The 17,984-nt window shown below is 61.0% G+C and carries 13 protein-coding genes; 8 read left to right on the top strand and 5 right to left on the bottom strand.

Going from position 1 to position 17,984, the window contains the following annotated elements; genetic code table 11:
• The first annotated feature begins 82 nt into the window (after nt 1-82).
• The 3 genes from purD to ASC90_RS20130 all read left to right on the top strand — a co-directional run bounded on the left by purD (nt 83) and on the right by ASC90_RS20130 (nt 2,634).
• Nucleotides 83-1,354: a phosphoribosylamine--glycine ligase gene (gene purD, locus ASC90_RS20140; protein WP_056544229.1), complete on the top strand. Its 1,272-nt coding sequence runs from the start codon at nt 83-85 to the stop codon at nt 1,352-1,354.
• 106 nt (nt 1,355-1,460) lie between these two features.
• Nucleotides 1,461-1,928 carry a plant virulence effector HPE1-like domain-containing protein gene (locus ASC90_RS20135; protein WP_056544227.1) on the top strand — a complete coding sequence of 156 codons (468 nt, stop codon included), beginning with the start codon at nt 1,461-1,463 and terminating at the stop codon, nt 1,926-1,928.
• Between the two features lie 265 nt (nt 1,929-2,193).
• Entirely contained in the window at nt 2,194-2,634 is a 441-nt protein-coding gene (locus ASC90_RS20130; protein ID WP_056544224.1) for a YqaA family protein, read from the top strand.
• 113 nt (nt 2,635-2,747) lie between these two features.
• Here ASC90_RS20130 and glyS read toward each other — a convergent pair whose 3' ends face one another.
• On the bottom strand, nt 2,748-4,976 hold the full coding sequence (gene glyS / locus ASC90_RS20125) for a glycine--tRNA ligase subunit beta (protein WP_056544220.1): 2,229 nt from the start codon (nt 4,974-4,976) through the stop codon (nt 2,748-2,750).
• 203 nt (nt 4,977-5,179) lie between these two features.
• Between glyS and ASC90_RS20120 the strand changes: the two genes are divergently transcribed.
• From ASC90_RS20120 to ubiA, 4 genes are all read left to right on the top strand, one after another.
• The gene (locus ASC90_RS20120) at nt 5,180-7,489 is read left to right on the top strand and encodes a Tex family protein (protein WP_056544217.1); all 2,310 of its coding nucleotides are present in this window, start codon (nt 5,180-5,182) and stop codon (nt 7,487-7,489) included.
• 135 nt (nt 7,490-7,624) lie between these two features.
• A complete protein-coding gene (locus ASC90_RS20115; protein ID WP_056544215.1) occupies nt 7,625-8,884 on the top strand; it encodes a cyclopropane-fatty-acyl-phospholipid synthase family protein in 1,260 nt (419 codons plus the stop codon).
• A 55-nt stretch (nt 8,885-8,939) separates the two neighbouring features.
• A complete protein-coding gene (locus tag ASC90_RS20110; RefSeq protein WP_056544213.1) occupies nt 8,940-9,521 on the top strand; it encodes a histidine phosphatase family protein in 582 nt (193 codons plus the stop codon).
• Between the two features lie 86 nt (nt 9,522-9,607).
• Entirely contained in the window at nt 9,608-10,567 is a 960-nt protein-coding gene (gene ubiA / locus ASC90_RS20105) for a 4-hydroxybenzoate octaprenyltransferase (protein WP_056544939.1), read from the top strand.
• 61 nt (nt 10,568-10,628) lie between these two features.
• Here ubiA and ASC90_RS20100 read toward each other — a convergent pair whose 3' ends face one another.
• Complete coding sequence (locus ASC90_RS20100; protein WP_056544938.1) at nt 10,629-11,195, bottom strand: DUF6101 family protein; 567 nt, start codon at nt 11,193-11,195, stop codon at nt 10,629-10,631.
• Nucleotides 11,196-11,492: 297 nt separating this feature from the next.
• Between ASC90_RS20100 and ASC90_RS20095 the strand changes: the two genes are divergently transcribed.
• Nucleotides 11,493-14,768 carry a DUF1217 domain-containing protein gene (locus ASC90_RS20095; protein ID WP_056544211.1) on the top strand — a complete coding sequence of 1,092 codons (3,276 nt, stop codon included), beginning with the start codon at nt 11,493-11,495 and terminating at the stop codon, nt 14,766-14,768.
• A 25-nt stretch (nt 14,769-14,793) separates the two neighbouring features.
• Here the strand turns inward: ASC90_RS20095 and ASC90_RS20090 are convergent, their stop codons facing one another.
• The 3 genes from ASC90_RS20090 to ASC90_RS20080 all read right to left on the bottom strand — a co-directional run bounded on the left by ASC90_RS20090 (nt 14,794) and on the right by ASC90_RS20080 (nt 17,905).
• Nucleotides 14,794-16,224, bottom strand: a complete 1,431-nt coding sequence (locus ASC90_RS20090; protein WP_056544208.1) for an FAD-binding oxidoreductase — start codon at nt 16,222-16,224, stop codon at nt 14,794-14,796.
• Nucleotides 16,225-16,242: 18 nt separating this feature from the next.
• A complete protein-coding gene (locus ASC90_RS20085) occupies nt 16,243-17,217 on the bottom strand; it encodes an L-threonylcarbamoyladenylate synthase (RefSeq protein WP_056544205.1) in 975 nt (324 codons plus the stop codon).
• Between the two features lie 79 nt (nt 17,218-17,296).
• Nucleotides 17,297-17,905, bottom strand: a complete 609-nt coding sequence (locus ASC90_RS20080) for a DUF6656 family protein (RefSeq protein WP_056544202.1) — start codon at nt 17,903-17,905, stop codon at nt 17,297-17,299.
• Nucleotides 17,906-17,984 lie beyond the last annotated feature (79 nt).

Here is a 17,984-nt window from a genome sequence, read left to right as displayed (position 1 = left end):
GCTTGACCACGGGCAAGCATTCTTGCTTGACCTTTCGCCGCTCTGCCCTTAACCGCCAGACGGAAACGCGAAAGGGACGGGCATGAAGGTTCTGTTGATCGGATCGGGCGGACGCGAGCACGCTCTCGCCTGGAAGCTGGCGCAGTCGCCGCTGATGACGGAATTCTACGCCGCCCCTGGTAATCCCGGCATCGCCGAGCATGCAACCCTTGTCTCGGTGAATGTCGATGACCACGATGCCGTCATTGCTTTCTGCAAGGACAAGGCGATCGACTTCGTTGTCGTCGGCCCTGAGGCGCCGCTGGTCGCCGGTATCGCCGACCGGCTGCGCAGGGAAGGTATCGCCGTCTTCGGCCCGTCGGCGGCCGCCGCCCAGCTCGAAGGTTCCAAGGGCTTCACCAAGGATATCTGCGCCCGCTACGATATCCCGACCGGCGCCTACCAGCGCTTTGACAATGCCCCGCAGGCCAAGGCCTACATCCGCGAGCAGGGTGCCCCGATCGTCGTCAAGGCCGACGGTCTGGCTGCCGGCAAGGGCGTGACGGTCGCGATGACAGTTGATGAAGCGCTTGTCGCCGTCGACGATTGTTTCGAAGGCGCCTTCGGGGAAGCCGGCGCCGAGGTCGTCGTCGAGGCTTATCTTGATGGCGAAGAGGCGAGCTTCTTCTGCCTCTCCGACGGCAAGCACGCGCTGGCGCTGGCGACCGCCCAGGACCACAAGCGGGTGGGCGAGGGCGACACCGGCCCCAACACCGGCGGCATGGGTGCCTATTCGCCGGCCCCCGTCATGACGCCCGAGATGGTCGAGCGGACGATGAAAGAAATCATCGAGCCAACTATGCGCGGCATGGCAGAAAGTGGCTATCCCTTCTCCGGCGTCTTTTTCGCAGGCCTGATGATCACCGCCAATGGGCCGGAACTCATCGAGTACAATGTGCGTTTCGGCGACCCCGAATGCCAGGTGTTGATGATGCGGCTGAAGAGCGATCTGCTTCCGCTTCTGCTCGCCACCGCCAACGGCACGCTGGATCAGGTCAAGGCCGAATGGAACGAGGATCCGGCTTTGACCGTGGTCATGGCGTCGAAGGGCTATCCCGGTTCCTACGAGAAGAACACGCCGATCCGGCATGTCCCGGAAGCGGGCGAGGGCGCCAAGGTGTTTCAAGCCGGCACCGCTTTGAAGGACGGCGCACTGGTCGCAACGGGCGGTCGCGTCCTCAACGTGACAGCGTCCGGAAAGACCGTCGGCGAGGCGCAGTCGCGCGCCTATGCGCTGCTCGACAAGGTGGAGTGGGACAACGGCTTTTGCCGCCGCGATATCGGCTGGCAGGCGATCAAGCGCGAAAAAGCCTGATCCGACATCGAAATCGGGTCAGTTCCCTAAATTTTTACCCTTTCCCCTGACGGGATGGAAATAAAGCCGCGCTAGAACTGCTGTCATCATGAGGCGGAGTGGTTCCATGCGTCAAATCTTTCTCGGTGCAGTCATCGTGTTTGCAGCAGGCACTGCCTTCGCGTCATCCATAGAGGTGATCGGCAAGGATGCCCGTGCGGATCGCGGCAGCATCACCCGGGAAATCTGCCAGAGCTGCCCACCGCTGCAGGTCGAACAGGAGAAGCGGGACTATGTGGTCCCGACGCTCGCACCCGGTGCCATGCAAGCCTCCGAGATTCGTGATGTCGACGGCGAGAAGAAGCTCTATCGCACCGAAGGCTGGATGGGCGGCTCGCCCGTCGTCTTTGTCACCAAGGCGCCAGCCGAACCGATGACGGCCTCCGCGCCCGCAGTCCCCGCCGAAGGTGTCGACCTCGCCTCCACCACATCCGCCGTCGTGGGTAGCGATGTGAAGCCGGTTGCTGCCGGCGTGGCCGCTCAGGCGGAACAAAACGCGCCGCTCGACGTTTCGACTTACAAGCTCCGGTTTTGACCTCCGGTTCCCTGCCCCTACCTGACCAAGGTTTCGGTCGATCGGGGTTCCACCCAAAGGGTGGATAGAATGCGCTCCTGAAGAGAAGCAGGAGCGCATTTTTCGTGTCGTGGTGATGCTGCCATCGCCAACCGGTTCCGTGCTACGATGCTGAAAACGATTGTCGTTCATTGCTTTGGATATCGCCTCGGACATGATAGTTCCGGTTCGCCGTCAGCGTGATCATGGGGAACAGGGTGCAGCGAAGCATTGACGTGGAGACCCCATGACCGATCTTGCGGTCTATGCGGGTCTTTTCCTTGCGGCCTTTGCTGCGGCCACGATTTTCCCGATGCAATCGGAAGCCGCCCTTGTTGCTCTCATCCTGGCGCAAAAGTATCCAATCGCGGCACTGATCGCGGTAGCAACCCTCGGCAACGTGCTCGGCTCGACCGTCAACTGGCTGCTCGGCGCTGGCATCGAACGCTTTCGCGACAGGCGCTGGTTTCCGGCCAGCCCGTCCACCCTCGACAAGGCGCAGCGCTGGTATCGCCGCTATGGCAAGTGGTCGCTGCTCCTGAGCTGGATGCCGGTGATCGGCGATCCCATCACGGTCGTGGCCGGTGTGTTGCGCGAACCGCTTCCCATGTTCCTGCTGCTCGTCACAATTGCGAAGACCGCGCGCTACGTGGTTCTCACTGCCGTGACTCTCGGCGTGATGAGCTGACGAGCCTTCGAACCCACCCTTGAATCAAAATCTGAAGATGGATGGGATTGACGTGATAATACAGAATATTACAGGATTTTCCGCACGTCGATTCTGACGTGCGGTGGAACACCTCAGCCGGAAATCTTCGCGAAGTCTGCGACTGCTCCGGTTGCTTCGCGGATCAGACGCAGCAGCGCAAGACGATTGGCCCGGATCGCCGCGTCCTCGTCGTTGACCAATACATCGTCGAAGAAACGGTCTACCGGTGCGCGCAGCCTCGAAAGCGCTTCCATCGCCGAGCGGAAATCTTCCTTGTCGACTGCTGCGGAAGCCTCGGCGGACGCCTTGATGATCGCCGCGAACAGTTCCTTCTCGGCGTCGAGCGTGAGCAGCGCTTCCGAAACGCCGTCGGCGACGACGGTGCCCTTCTTCTCTTCGGCTGCAAGCAGCTGGGTCGCGCGCTTGGTTCCGGCGAGCAGGTTCTTGCCGTCCTCGGAGGTGATGAACGCCGTCAGCGCCTCGACTCGACGGGCGACCATCAGCAGGTCGTCGGAGACCGGCGTCAGGACGGCATCGATGAGATCATGACGCGCGCCTTGGTCGCGGAGGTAGACCTTCAGGCGGTCGTGGAAGAACGATAGAAGGTCGAGCTGGCGCGTCAGGCCATCGTCGACGCTGCCCGACGAGGTGAGATAATCGCCGCCTTGCTGTTCTTTCCTGGCGTTGTCCCTCTCCGCCAAATCCGCGTCGATCCGCCCCATATGGCTCTCGATGCGCGGCAGTAGAGTCAGCCGGACGCGTCGCTCCAGAAGGATGCGGATCACGCCGAGCGCGGCCCGCCTTAGCGCAAAGGGGTCTTTCGAACCGGTCGGCTTTTCGTCGACGGCCCAGAAGCCGATCAGCGTATCCAACTTGTCGGCCAGCGCAACTGATATCGCGACCTTGTCTTCGGGCACCCTGTCCGAGGGTCCCTGCGGCTTGTAGTGATCCTCGATAGCGGTTGCGACAACGACGTCTTCGCCCTGCAGCGCGGCATACTTGCGGCCCATGACGCCCTGTAGTTCCGGGAATTCGCCAACGGCTTCGGTGCGCAGATCGGCCTTGGCGAGAACGACAGCCCTGTCGACCAGCTTGTAATCCGCACCTACGGGGAAGGCGACCTTTGCAGCCATGGCCCGGATCCGTTCGACGCGCTCGCCTTGTGTGCCGAGCTTGGCATGGAACGTCACGTTCAATGCATCGAGCTTCGCCATGCGCTGGTCGAGCGGCTTCCTGAGGTCGAGATTGAACTTCGCGGCTGAAGCTTCCAGCGTTTCGAGGTCTGGCAGGTCACCCTGGTCGCGCTTCCAGAAGTGCAGCGCGTCTGACAGACGGGCACGCACGACCTTGCCGTTGCCGTGGATGATTTCCTTGCCGCCGTCGCTCGCCTCGATGTTGGAGACAAGGACGAACTTGTTCGACAGCGCATCGCCGCCGACCGGGCGCGTGACAAAGCACTTCTGGTTCGTCTTGATCGTCAGGCGGATGATTTCCGACGGGATCGAGAGATAGTCCTCCTCGAAGCTGCCCATCAGCACCTGCGGCCATTCGACCAGACCCGAAACCTCTTCAAGCAACCCCTCGTCCTCGACAAGCTCCAGGCCGTTGGCAAAGGCGACATCACGGGCATCGTGCAGGATGATATCCTTGCGGCGCTCGCCATCGAGGATCACCTTGGCCTTTTCCAGGTTCGCGACGTAGTCGTCAAACCGCTTGACGGTGATGGCGCCAGGCGCGTGGAAGCGGTGGCCGTAGGTCACGTTGGACGCGACGATGCCGCCGACCTCGAACGGGATGACAGTGGTCTCTTCGTGCTCTGTGCCGAACATGCAGACGATGGATTGTAACGGACGCACCCAGCGCAGCGAACCCGGACGGGCGGAGGCTGCACCCCAGCGCATCGGCTTCGGCCAGGGAAAGTCGCGAATGATGCCAGGCATCACTCCGGCGATGATCTCTTCGGCGGCTCGGCCGGACTTCGAAATGATGGCGATGTAGAAATCGCCCTTCTTCGGGTCGCTCTGGACCTGTGCCTCGGAAATCGAGGAAAGACCGGCGCCACGCAGGAAACCTTCGATCGCCTTTTCGTTGGCGTCGGTACGCGGACCCTTGCGCTCTTCGCGCACGTCGGCGGAGCGGGCCGTGAGACCTCGGATATCAAGCGTCAGCCGCCGCGGCGTCCAGTATTCGCGCGCGCCCTCGTAGGAAAGTCCGGCTTCGACAAGTGCATCTGTGACGAGCTTCTTCAGGTCGCCGGCAGCCTTGCGCTGCAGGCGGGCCGGGATCTCTTCGGAGCGGAGTTCAAGCAGCAGATCGGGCATGTCACTTTCCTTGCCTTCTCTGGCGAAGGCGCGATGAAGGCGGTCTGAAAACGGTCGCCTCTGCTAGCAAAGAATGACGCATCTGCACAACCGCAAAAACGGTCGCGTCTCGTGCTATGTTGCTGTGGATAGGGACGCGGGGCATTGCCTTGCCGTTTTTCGCCGCTATGGTCCCGCAACTTTCGTGAAACGCAGGAATCCCCATGGCCGCTGATATCCGCATGCTCTCCGCAGTCATCGCTTCCGAAATCAAGGCCCGGCCGGATCAGGCAAAGGCTGCGATCGAGCTGCTGGATGAGGGCGCGACCGTGCCGTTCATCGCGCGCTACCGCAAGGAAGTGACCGGCGGGCTGGATGATACGCAGCTGCGCGATCTGGCGGAACGACTGGTTTACCTTCGCGAACTCGAATCTCGCCGCGACACGATCGTGGATTCCATCACCGGCCAGGGCAAGATGAGCGACGAGCTGTTGGCAAAGCTCAAGGGCGCTTCCACCAAGGCCGAGCTCGAGGATCTCTATCTGCCCTACAAGCCGAAGCGCCGTACCCGCGCCGAGATCGCCCGCGAACGGGGCCTCGGGCCGCTCGCCGAAGCCATCCTGGCGGACCGTATGAAAGAACCGGCGACGCTTGCCGAAGCCTACATCACCGCCGACGTGCCCGATGTCAAAACGGCACTCGAAGGCGCCCGCGACATCGTCGCCGAAGGTTTTGCCGAAAGCGCCGATCTGCTCGGCCGCCTGCGCGCCCACATGCGCAGCGCCGCCCTGTTGAAGGCGAAAGTGGTCGATGGCAAGCAGGCAGCCGGCGAGAAGTTCTCCGACTATTTCGACCATTCCGAACGCTGGGCAACCGCCCCCGGCCACCGCGCGCTCGCCATGCTGCGCGGCTGGAACGAGGAGGTGCTGACGCTGACCATCGAGGCCGATGCCGAGGTTGCCTCGCCGAACAAGCCGGTCGAACGCATGATCGCCACGGCTTACGAGATCGGCAACAGCCGTCCCGGCGACCGCTGGCTGATGGAGGTCGCGAGCTGGACATGGCGCGTCAAGCTCTCCATGTCGCTGTCGCTCGACCTGATGCGCGAGTTGCGTGAGCGCGCCGAAGAAGAAGCGATCCACGTCTTTGCCCGCAATCTCAAGGATCTGCTCCTGGCAGCGCCCGCCGGCTCGCGCCCGACCATGGGCCTCGATCCGGGTATTCGCACCGGCGTCAAGGTCGCGATAACCGATGCGACCGGCAAGGTCATAGCCACCTCCACCGTCTATCCGTTCCAGCCGCGAAACGACGTGCGCGGTGCCCAGGTCGAGCTTGCCTCGTTGATCCGCAAGCACAATGTCGAATTGATCTCGATCGGCAACGGCACCGGCAGCCGCGAAACCGAAAAGCTGGTGGCCGACATGCTGGCCGAGCTGCCGGGCGCAAAGCCCACCAAGGTCATCGTCTCGGAAGCCGGCGCCTCGGTCTATTCGGCCTCCGCCGCCGCCGCTGCCGAATTCCCCAATCTCGACGTCTCGCTACGTGGCGCGGTCTCGATTGCCCGCCGTTTGCAGGATCCGCTCGCCGAACTCGTCAAGATCGAACCGAAATCGATCGGCGTCGGCCAGTACCAGCACGATGTCGACCAGACCAAACTGTCCCGCTCGCTCGATGCCGTGGTCGAAGATGCGGTAAATGCCGTTGGCGTCGATCTCAACATGGCCTCGGTGCCGTTGCTTGCGCGCGTCTCCGGCCTCGGTACCTCGATTGCCGAAGCCATCGTCAAGCACCGCGACGAGACCGGCCGTTTCGAGACCCGCCGCGATCTCCTGAAGGTCGCCCGTCTCGGCCAGCGCACCTTCGAGCAGTGCGCCGGATTCCTGCGCATCCGCGACGGCAAGGAGCCGCTGGATGCCTCCTCGGTTCACCCGGAAGCCTATGGCGTCGCCAAGAAGATCGTCGCCGCCTGCGGTCGCGATCTCAGGGCACTGATGGGCGATAGTTCCATCCTGAAATCGGTCGATCCGCGCCAGTTCATCGACGACAAGTTCGGCCTGCCGACCGTCAGGGACATCTTCGCCGAGCTGGAAAAGCCCGGCCGCGACCCGCGCCCGAGCTTCAAGACCGCGACCTTCGCCGAAGGCATCAACGAGATCTCCGATCTGAAGCCGGGCATGACGTTGGAAGGAACGGTTACCAATGTCGCCGCCTTCGGTGCCTTTGTCGACATCGGCGTCCACCAGGACGGGCTGGTCCACGTTTCCCAGCTTGCCGGTCGCTTCGTCAAGGACCCGCACGAGGTTGTGAAAGCGGGCGATGTGGTAAAGGTGCGCGTTGTCGAGGTCGACGCCAAGCGCAAGCGCATTGCTCTGTCGATGCGCAAGGACGACGGCGCCGCGGTTTCCGCGCCGCGCGGCGAGGCCCGCGCTAATCCGGCGCCTCGCAGCCAGGGAGACCGCCGTCCGGCGCCATCCAAGCCAGAGTCACAGGGCGCATTTGGTGCAGCTCTTGCCGAGGCCATGAAGCGAAAGTAAAGCCTTAGACACTCAAATTGCAAAAATATCACACTTCGGGGCTCATGTTGCCGAGGTGCGAAATACGGCGCTTGTAAGGCGGATAAGAGATACTAAGTTGATCGGGCATCCTGTCACAATTGCGAGGCCTCATACATGGCGTCGGCTTTCTTATCGATTGTCCAAAAACTCATCCGCAAGGGTAATCTGAAACTCACACTCGCCAATGGCGAAACGCATATGGTTGGCGACGGCACCGGTGCACTGGTCGTCGTACGCATTGCCGACGAGGAGGCGGAAAAGCTCATCCGCCGCGACCCCACCCTCAAGCTCGGCGAAATGTATATGGACGGCCGGTTCATTCTCGAACAGGGCGACATCTACGACTTTCTGGAGATGGTGAAGCAAAACACCACCAATGAAATCTTCGATATCCCGATGGCCGCCCTCCTGATCAGCCGCATCGCCATCCAGCAGCTGAAAAGCCGGTTGCCCGTCAACCGCAGCAAGCGCAACGTCGCGCATCACTACGATCTGTCGGAGAAGCTGTTCGAGCTCTTCCTCGACGAGGACTGGCAATACTCCTGCGCCTATTACAGCCCACCGGGCATCAGCCTGGAGGAGGCGCAGGTCGCCAAGAAGCGGCATATCGCCGCCAAGCTGCTGCTCGAGCCCAACCAGCGCGTTCTCGAAATTGGTTCTGGCTGGGGCGGCATGGGCATGTATCTCGCGGAGGCGACGCCGGGTCTCGAACTCACCGGCATCACCCTCAGCGAGGAGCAGTTGAAGATCTCGCGGGAACGTGCGCAGAAGCGCGGGCTTTCCGATCGGGTCAAATTCGAGCTGCAGGATTACCGCACGATGACGGGAAGGAAGTTCGATCGCATCGTTTCGGTGGGCATGTTCGAGCATGTCGGTATCGGCAACTTCGACAAATACTTCAAAAAGGTGCACGAACTGCTGGCCGACGATGGTGTGATGATCCTGCACTCGATCGCGCGCCCCAAGCCGAGCTTCGCCACCAATGCCTTCATCGAGAAATACATCTTCCCTCAGGGCTACGTGCCGTCGATAGGGGAGACGCTTCCGCCGATTGAAAAAGCTGGCCTGCTGGTGAGGGATGTCGAAGTCTTGCCATTGCACTACGCCCAGACGCTACGCCATTGGCGTGAGCGGTTTGTGGCGCGCAAGGCCGAAGCCATCGCACTCTACGACGAACGCTTCTTCCGCATGTGGGAGTTCTATCTCGCCGGCTCGGAAATCGGCTTCCGCTGGGACGAGCTCTTCGTCATGCAGATCCAGATTTCGAAGAACCAGCTCGCCACCCCTGACAACCGCAACTACATTGCGGAGAACGAGGCGAAGCTAAAGGAATTCGAAGCGACGCGACCGCCGCTCGAAAAGGTCACCCTCTGATCAGCCGGGAAGGCGTGGAACGACCGCGCCTTTTCTTTCCGAAAGGAGCCGACATATGAGCAGTGCATTTCCCGAGATTTATCTCGTCCGGCACGGCGAAACGGAATGGAGTCTTTCCGGCAGGCATACGGGCCGCAGCGACATTCCACTGACCGCCAAGGGGGAGGAGGACGCGCGCAAAGTCGGGCCGCGTCTTCAGGGGTTGTCGTTTTCGGCAGTGTGGTCGAGCCCATCGCAGCGTGCCAGCAGCACCTGCCGGCTTGCCGGCTATGGCGACCACGTCGTGATCAAGCCGGATCTCGCGGAATGGGCATATGGTGCCTACGAGGGCGTGACTACCAAGGACATTCTGGCCGCGCGGCCGGGATGGAAACTTTTCCGCGACGGATGTCCCGACGGCGAGGCCGCCGCCGACGTCGGCAGAAGAGCGGACAATATCATTGCCGGAATTCTCGAGGCAAACGGGCCGATCCTTATTTTTTCAAGCTCGCATTTCCTGCGTGTCCTCGCAGCACGATGGATTGGCCTGCCTCCGGATGACGGTGCGCGTTTCATTTTGGACACCACCAGCGTCAGCGTGCTGGGATATGAGCACGATCTGACGGAACCGGTGATCCGGCATTGGAACGGCCACTGACAGCCACTGATCCGAATTGACGCATCGTGGAGCAGTTCACCAACTGGAACCTTGACCCGTCCCGTCAGCCATCGCTAGATGGCCGCATGCAACAGATCGGCGGAATCAACGGGCGCGTTGCGGATGCGCCTTCCAACAACTGGGTCTACAGGGTTTTGCCTCCCTGGCTATGGCCCTATGCGCAGCTTGCGCGCTGGGACCGGCCGATTGGATGGCAGCTCCTGATGTGGCCATGCTTCTGGTCGGCCGCCATGGCCGCGAATGCGGCGGCTCATCTCGACCGTTTTTCCGGCGGGCAGCTGATTTTCCATCTCGCGCTTTATTTCATCGGCTCGGTCGCCATGCGCGGGGCAGGATGCGCCTACAACGATCTCGTCGATCACAAGATCGACATGGAGGTCGCCCGTACCCGGTCGCGGCCGCTGCCATCGGGTCGTGTGACACGCGCGCAGACAAAGATCTTCATAGTGCTGCAGGCGCTGGTCGGGCTGCTGGTCGTCCTGCAATTCAACTGGTTTACCGTCATACTGGGTGTCGCGTCGCTTGGCATCGTCGCGCTTTATCCCTTCGCCAAGCGCTTTACCGATTGGCCGCAATTCTTCCTCGGCCTTGCCTTTTCCTGGGGCGCTCTGATGGGCTGGGCGGCGATCTTCGGCAGCCTTTCGCTGGCGCCTATCCTCCTCTACGTCGCCTCGGTGGTCTGGACCATCGGCTACGATACGATCTACGCCCATCAGGACAAGGAAGACGATGAACTGATCGGTGTTCGGTCGACCGCGCGTCTTTTCGGCGACAAGACGAAGCAGTGGCTCGTGGGCCTCTATGGCCTGACGCTCGTGCTCGCCTTTTGCGCATTCCTGCTTGCCGGCACCGGCCTGTTTGCCTATCTCGGCCTGCTCATTGCGGGCGGCATGTTTGCCTGGCAAATCGCAACGCTCAATATCGACGATGCCGACCAGTGCCTGGTATTGTTCAAGTCCAACAATCGCGTCGGCCTGATCATCTTTTTCGGCCTCTTTCTTTCGCTTCTCTTCGTTTTGCCCTGATGCGGAAACGACAATGCCCGGCACAACGGCCGGGCATTGATGGTCTGAAACAGCGCGCCGCCTAGCTGCGGGCGATGATTTCCTTGCCTTCGATCTTCATGGCGACTCCAAGCTTGCCGGTCGTGCGGCGCACGAGGAAGCGCGGGCGGCGGTTGGCGAAGTAGGAGTGGCGGCGGCGCGGCTTGAGAGCACTGGTGCGCAGGTCGCCGAGGTGTTCTTCGAGCGGGCGTGCAACGCCATCCGCCTCGACCATCAGCATCGGAATCCGGAACGCGTCCGACCAGCCGCGCCAATCGGCGGCGATGTCGGCGAGGTCGTGCGCGACCAGCAGCGGGATGCAGAGATCGGGATCTTCATGGTGCAGTTCCAGGGTAACGGTCACTTCGCCGTCGCCATGGTCGATGGCACGCGCCGCAACGCCTTTGAAGGCGCGCTTTGGCAGGGCGATCGATAGCGGTAGGCCGCTTGAGGGAAGGATCTTGCGCAGAATGGCGCCGCGTTCGTCGATCGTTATGCTGACGTCACTTGTGGAGTCGTGGATGGCGTAGCTGACCTGCTGGGGAAAGCGCGACGGATCGAGACGCAGTGTCGTTCCAGCCCATGCGGGCTTCATAACGGTGTTGTTCATGTTCATTCTACCCTTGTCTTACCTGAGAGCCGGTTCCGGTCTTCTCCTCGGGACTTTTCGTCCTCTGTGGCTGACAATAGGCGGGGGCTGTTCCGGACAGCTTAAAAATCGCGGTTAAGAAAACTTTGCCGCGGCTGATGGTTATCAAAAACGATTGTGGCAAGGTTTCCGGAGGGTGAACGCGACTTGTGCCATCTCGCGACAGAGCTGGGGTAAGTCTCGGGTAAGCTTTTTGAAGCAGAATAAGGCAGGACCGATCTGTCATTCTTCAAAGACTTTGCCGGCAAAGGGCGCGTTATGATCTCTGCTTCGATGGCCTACAACATATTGACAGGGAACATGAAGCAGAGCCTCGATCGTGTCGCTTCGCAGGCAATCGTCAAGCGCGACGCCGAGTACTACAAGGAAAACATCAACAAGATCAAAGATGTGGATGATTTTGTCGGTAACTATCGGATCTTCAGTTACGCGATGACCGCCCACGGTCTCGATGACATGACGTACGCCAAAGCGTTCATGAAGAAGGTCCTGGAAAGCGACCTCACCGATCCCGACAGTTTCGCCAACAAGCTTTCTGACACGCGATACAGGGAATTTGCGGCTGCGTTCAATTTCAATGCGCCCGCAGCCGACGCCCAGAGTGCCGCGCAGGAGGACGACCTCATCGGTCTCTACACGCAGTCCTTCGCGGACGAAAGCAAGACCGCTGCCGCCGAAACGGACTACTACAGCGGCGCAATGGATGATGTGCAGAATGTCTCCGACCTTGTCGGCGACCGTCGCGCCCGCACCTACTTGCTGAAAGCCTACGGCATTGATCCGACCTATGCTTCAGCCGACTTCCTGGCGCAGGTGCTGACCAGCGACATCAATGATCCCAACAGCTTCGTCAACGTCAACGGCAACGACAAGTACAAGGCGCTCGCGGCACAGTTCAGCTTCAATGCCGACGGTACGGTCAATGGTGCGGCGCAGACCGCGATCCAGAAAGACGCAGTCATGGAGCGGTACAACCTGACTGTACCCTCGATCGTGACGCCGGTCGCAGCGGACTACAACAAGGCCTATTACCTGTCCAAGATCGGCTCGATAACCAACGTCGACGATCTGCTCGCCGACGACAGGCTTACGTCCTACATCAAGACAGCCTTCAGCATGGCTCCGGATTTCAGCAAGGCCGCCTTCAGGGTCGTGCTGACCGATCCCGCCTATGCACATACGATGGATCTTGATCAGGTCTATCAAGCGTTCAATTTCAAATCGGACGGCACTGTCGCAACGACGTCACGGGCGCAGTCGTCGGCCCAGACGTCGGCCGCGCTTGCTCAGGGCAATGTCGTATCTGGCGAGTACGCCGACAAGATTATCAGCGGCACCATTGCTGACGTCGATGATCTCCTTGCAGACCCGAAGCTCACGGCCTTCATCAAGGACGCCTATGGACTGGGCTGGAACTTCAGCAATACCGAGCTGCGGAGCATCCTGACCGATCCGGCCTACGCCACCAGTGTCGGACAAAGCAAGGTCAACGCCGCGTTCAACTTCAACGCGGATGGCACTCTGAATGGAACAGAGGTGCAGAAATCCGCACAACGCGAGGAAACGGTTGCAGGCGTCACTGCAAACCGGAGCTACTTCCGCGGAAAGGTTGGCGATTTCACCAGCGTCAATGACTTGATGGCGGACGCCCGCACCGTTAGCTACCTGCGCAACGCCTACAACGTATCATCCACGATCAGCGATGCCGACATGCGGACGATCTTCACCGATCCGGCTGCCGCCGCGACGATGGGCTACAGCAGCTTGCACGAGGCGTTCAATTTCACGTCCACCGGCGGACTTGCCGCGTCCTACGCCTCGCAAACGCCGGAGCAGCTGGCTTCGATGGCGGGCTTGTCCGATGGCATGCGAACTGCCTACCAGGCAAAGATCGTAACGATCACCAACGTCGACGACCTTATCGCGGATACGACGCTGACGCGTTATATCAAGGATGCCTTCGGCCTGCCGCAGACCCTGAGCGATGCGAACCTGAGAAGCATCCTTACCGACTCCAGCTATGCCGGCCTTCTCGGCTATGATGAGGTTCATGACGCCTTCAATTTCCGTGCAGATGGTAGCGTGCCGGACGACGTCAACGCCCAGACGTCTGCCCAGGCGCGATCTACGAGTTCCAGAGGCAGTGCAAACCTCAGCTACTACCAAGGCGCCATAAGTACAGTCGCCAGCGTCGATCAACTGCTTGGAGACCAAAGGCTGAATAGCTTCGTCAGGACGCTCTATGGCGTTCCTTCCGACCTCAACGACGCGGACCTGAAGAGCATCCTGACGGATTCCGCCTTCGCGGCATCGCGCGGCTTCGGCAGCCTCAATGCTGCGTTCAGCTTTGCCGCGGACGGATCGGCTGCTCCGGTATCCGGTCCGCAAAACAGCACCCAGCTGCTGGACACCACCGATGGCTACAGCGTTCGTTACGACGACGCCCAGCAGGAAGCGATCGACGATGCAGTGGCCAACTACAAAGACCGTTTGTCCGACGACAACGTCAAGAAAGTCGACGATTTCCTGCGCAGTAACAAGACCGCCGATTTGGACAAGAGCAATGACAATCTCCCCGATCCGTATCAGATGGCTCTGCGAGCCTACGGCTTGACGGAGCAGGATGTGCCGCGCTCGACGATGCGCAAGCTCCTGAAGAGCGATCCCTACGACCCCGAGGGCTATGTTGCCTCGTTCAAGGACGAGCGCATCACCAACCTTGTGCGCGCCTTCAACTTCGGCAGCGATGGCAAGATCGCATCCGAGGTTCAGGCGCTGTCTCCCGCTGTCATGGCCAAGTATGCGACGAACTACAAGTCGCGCGCGACGATGGGGATGGATGACGGCTCGCTCAAGGACAAGGCAGCAAAGGATGCGACGACCGCCGTCAACAACTTTGCCAAGGGCATGGCTGAAGTAAAGTCGCTGGACGACTTCCTGAAAAACGACAAGCTGACCAGCTTCGTATTGAAGGCGAATGGGTTCGATCCCAAGAAGTTCGACGAGGAGACTTTGAGGAAAATTTTCACCTCCGATCCGTCCGATCCGAAGAGCTACCTGAACACTAAGGCCGAGTCGGCGTTCAAGGACATCGTCGCCGACTTCAACTTCGATACCAAGGGCGACCTGACCCGGGCCAAGATCGGCGCGGTGCAGAACACCGGCGCTGAGGACCGGACCCAGCAGAGTTACCTCCAGCAGACGCTGGAGACACAGCAGGGTGAAACCAATGACGGCGTACGCCTAGCGCTCTATTTCACCCGCAAGGCGCCCGGCATTACGTCGCTGTATTCCATCCTTGGCGACAAGGCGCTGTTCCAGGTCATCACCACGACCTACAGCCTGCCAACCGGAATATCGGGCATGGACGTCGACAAGCAGGTCGGCCTTCTCAAGAAATTTGTCAATCTCAGCGATCTTCAGGATCCGAAGAAGGTCGACAAGCTGATGAAGCGGTTCACCGCCATGTACGATCTCCAAAACAACAGCAATAGCTCGCCGGCCCTGATGATCCTGACCAACGGCGGCACATGAACCTCTGTCTGAAGGCAGGTAGCACCTAGGCGATATCGATGACCTTGCCCGGGTTCATGATGTTGGCCGGGTCGAAGGCACGTTTGATGCGGCGCATCAGATCCATCTCGATTGCAGGGCGGATAAACGCCAGTTCGTCGCGCTTCAACTGACCGATACCGTGCTCGGCAGAGATCGATCCGTCGTGCGCGAGAACGAAGCCGTGGACGATATGGTTCATCTCGCGCCACCGTTCGAGGAACGCCTGCTTGTCGGCCCCGACGGGCTGGGAGATGTTGTAGTGGATATTGCCGTCGCCCATGTGGCCGAAGGCGCAGATGCGCGCGCCGGGCATGGCGGCCATCACTGCTTCGCCGGCTTCCTGCATGAAGTGGGGGATCCGGGATACCGGAACGGAAACGTCGTGCTTGATCGATCCGCCTTCGGGTTTCTGCGCGTCCGACATGCTTTCACGCATGTGCCACAGCGCCTTCTGCTGCGCCACGGACGAGGCGATCGCCGCATCCTGTACGAACCCCGCCTCGAACCCCTGTTCGAGCAGGGCCGTCATCATCCGCTCGGCCGTCTCGGCAGAATCGGAGGTGGAGATATCGATCAGCACATACCACGGATGCTCCGATTCCAGCGGATCGCGGACGCCGTCAATATTGCGAACGGTAATTTCGACGCCGAACCGCGGCATCAGCTCGAAGCCGGTCAGCGACGTGCCGCACAGGCTGGACGCCAGATTGAAGAGCGAAAGCGCGTCCGCCACCGAATTGAGGCCGGCAAAGGCGACCTGCTTGCCGAGCGGTTGCGGAAAGAGCCTCAGGACGGCGCCAGTAATGATGCCGAGCGTACCCTCGGCGCCGATGAAGAGATCGCGCAGATCATAGCCGGTGTTGTCCTTCTTGAGACGGCGCATCCCGTCCCAGATTTCCCCGGTCGGCAGTACCACTTCAAGGCCAAGGCAGAGGTGGCGCATGTTACCGTAGGCTAGCACAGCTGTACCTCCGGCATTTGTGGAGAGATTGCCGCCGATTCGGCAGGAGCCTTCGGACCCCAGTGAAAGCGGAAAGAGTCGCCCGTGCGCCTCGGCCGCCTTCTGCACCTCGGCGAGGATTGCGCCACCCTCGGCCACGAGCACATTGGCAACCGGGTCGACGTCGCGAATCCGGTTCATTCTCTCAAGCGAAATGATGATGTCGGACTTGCCCTCGCGCGGCGTCTGGCCGCCGACAAGGCCGGTATTGCCGGTCTGCGGCACGACAGCCGTACCGGTTTCGCTCGCGAGCTTCAGGATGCCGGAGACCTCGTCGACAGAACCCGGCTTCAACAGCAGCGGAGAGGAGCCGTGGTAGAGGCCGCGGTTCTCGATGAGGTGCGGCGCAAGGTCGGCCTCGCTGCGCAAAGCGTGCTTCTCGCCGACGATGGCGATGAAACGGTCGAGGAGTTCGGGAGAAACGCTGGTGCCCATCGATCCAGTCCTTTTTGATTATTCGCGTGGTGCTGCGGCGCGGCGCAGCCGGTCGTTGATTGCCTCGCCGAGGCCATCGTCTGGAATGGTGGTGAACGCAATCGTGGCCGCGCCGGTGGCGTCGGCTTTCTTCATGTAGTCGAAGAGATTGGCGGCAGCCTCGGCCAGGTCGCCACTGCGGCTGAGATTGAGCACGATCCGCGCGTTCGCGGCCCCGGTTATGGCGGCGCTTCCGAAAGCGACCAGGGCTTCGTTCTCCTCGACCCGCGTCGCGTCGAGCCGGACAGCCGCGCCCGGCGCATAATGCGAGGCGAGCATGCCCGGCGCCTCGATCGCCGCCGAAGCTCTTCTCGACCGCAGGAGCTTCTGTTTTGCGACATGTTCGATCTCGGACGCCGGCAGTCCGCCCGGGCGCAACAGCCGGACCCTGCCGTTCTCGATCTTGACGATGGTGGATTCCACGCCGACAGCGCTGGCGCCGGCGTCGAGGATCAGCCTGATCTTATCCCCGAGGTCGGCCTCGACATGTTCGGCACTGGTGGCGCTGATCTTGCCCGAGGTGTTGGCGCTCGGTGCTGCGAGCGGCCGCCCGAAGGCGTGGATCAGTTCGCCGGCAAAGCCCACGGGCACGCGGATACCGACGGTATCCAAACCGGCTGTCGCCAGTGAGTGGATGGTGCTTTGTGGCTTCAGCGGCACAACGATCGTCAGCGGCCCGGGCCAGAAAGCCTCGGCCAACGCACGCGAGACCGGGTCGAACTCGGCGTGATCTTCCGCCATTGCGAGGTCGGCCATGTGGCAGATCAACGGGTTGAAGCGCGGGCGGCCCTTGGTTTCGTAGATGTGGGCGATCGCGGCGGGATTGGTGGCGTCGGCGGCAAGACCGTAAACCGTCTCCGTTGGGATGGCGATCGGAAATCCCTGGCCAAGCACGTCGCAGCCGGCCTCGATGGCCTCCTGCCTGTCTTTCATGATATCGATCGATCGCGCCATGTGCCATCCGGGTTTGCGTCCGGCAGTCCTTATGCCTTCCCGGCGCCGCGATCAATATCAGAGCTGGCCGATGATCCGATCAGAGCTGGCGAATGATCTCGCGAAGCTGCTCGTTGCGAGCGCCGAGCAGAAGCACGTTCCTGATCGCGATCTGTGGATCATGGGTGCGGAATAGCAACCCGTTGCCACGGACGGAACGGTCGATCGTCAGCTTTTCCGCGGTATGTTCGTCGGGCCTGATGGCGACGGCGAAGTACATGCGGGAATATTTCACATCGATGTGACGGAAGAAATTGTCGTTGTCGCCAATATCCGAGAAGAAATTCGCGATGTAGAACGCCCAGCTGACTTCTTCGTAGCGCGCAAACTTGGTTCGCGCAGCCGTGACGTGGCAATAGCCGAGATGCGGGCTGTCCTTCAGCGTCCGATGGAACACCATCTTCGGAAACTGGATCGAGCGGTGGAAGCCATTGATATGTTGGTGCGTCTTCACGCCGGCGCTCTGCAGCTTCGTCGCGGTTTTCTCCGCGACCTCATCGTGTGTCAGATAGCGGCGTTCGGCTGCCAGCCAGTGTCTCCGCTCCCGCGTGATCTTTCCGGTACGCAGAAACTCGGAGTGCGAGGCGACCGGCGCGTTGCTCGGGTCGTTGGGGTCGTTGCTGGCGTCGAAATAGCGAAGTTTCGCCATGATGGGTATTCCGCATGCGTGTCAGATGCCGGCAAGGATAGGCAATCATGCTTAACACCGCATTAAATCGACATTGAAG

The sequence above is a fragment of the Rhizobium sp. Root1220 genome (assembly GCF_001426265.1).
In the GTDB taxonomy this organism is placed as follows: Bacteria; Pseudomonadota; Alphaproteobacteria; order Rhizobiales; family Rhizobiaceae; genus Rhizobium.
Note: the sequence above shows the minus strand (reverse complement) of the source record. Positions and strands in the feature narration are given on the sequence as shown.

Coding starts and splice junctions, on each gene's coding strand:
- ASC90_RS20085 (WP_056544205.1), bottom strand. CDS start 17,217: ATGGCGCGATCGATCGATATCATGAAAGACAGGCAGGAGGCCATCGAG.
- ASC90_RS20095 (WP_056544211.1), top strand. CDS start 11,493: ATGATCTCTGCTTCGATGGCCTACAACATATTGACAGGGAACATGAAG.
- ASC90_RS20120 (WP_056544217.1), top strand. CDS start 5,180: ATGGCCGCTGATATCCGCATGCTCTCCGCAGTCATCGCTTCCGAAATC.
- ASC90_RS20115 (WP_056544215.1), top strand. CDS start 7,625: ATGGCGTCGGCTTTCTTATCGATTGTCCAAAAACTCATCCGCAAGGGT.
- purD (WP_056544229.1), top strand. CDS start 83: ATGAAGGTTCTGTTGATCGGATCGGGCGGACGCGAGCACGCTCTCGCC.
- ASC90_RS20090 (WP_056544208.1), bottom strand. CDS start 16,224: ATGGGCACCAGCGTTTCTCCCGAACTCCTCGACCGTTTCATCGCCATC.
- ASC90_RS20100 (WP_056544938.1), bottom strand. CDS start 11,195: ATGAACAACACCGTTATGAAGCCCGCATGGGCTGGAACGACACTGCGT.
- ASC90_RS20130 (WP_056544224.1), top strand. CDS start 2,194: ATGACCGATCTTGCGGTCTATGCGGGTCTTTTCCTTGCGGCCTTTGCT.
- ASC90_RS20135 (WP_056544227.1), top strand. CDS start 1,461: ATGCGTCAAATCTTTCTCGGTGCAGTCATCGTGTTTGCAGCAGGCACT.
- glyS (WP_056544220.1), bottom strand. CDS start 4,976: ATGCCCGATCTGCTGCTTGAACTCCGCTCCGAAGAGATCCCGGCCCGC.
- ubiA (WP_056544939.1), top strand. CDS start 9,608: ATGCAACAGATCGGCGGAATCAACGGGCGCGTTGCGGATGCGCCTTCC.
- ASC90_RS20110 (WP_056544213.1), top strand. CDS start 8,940: ATGAGCAGTGCATTTCCCGAGATTTATCTCGTCCGGCACGGCGAAACG.
- ASC90_RS20080 (WP_056544202.1), bottom strand. CDS start 17,905: ATGGCGAAACTTCGCTATTTCGACGCCAGCAACGACCCCAACGACCCG.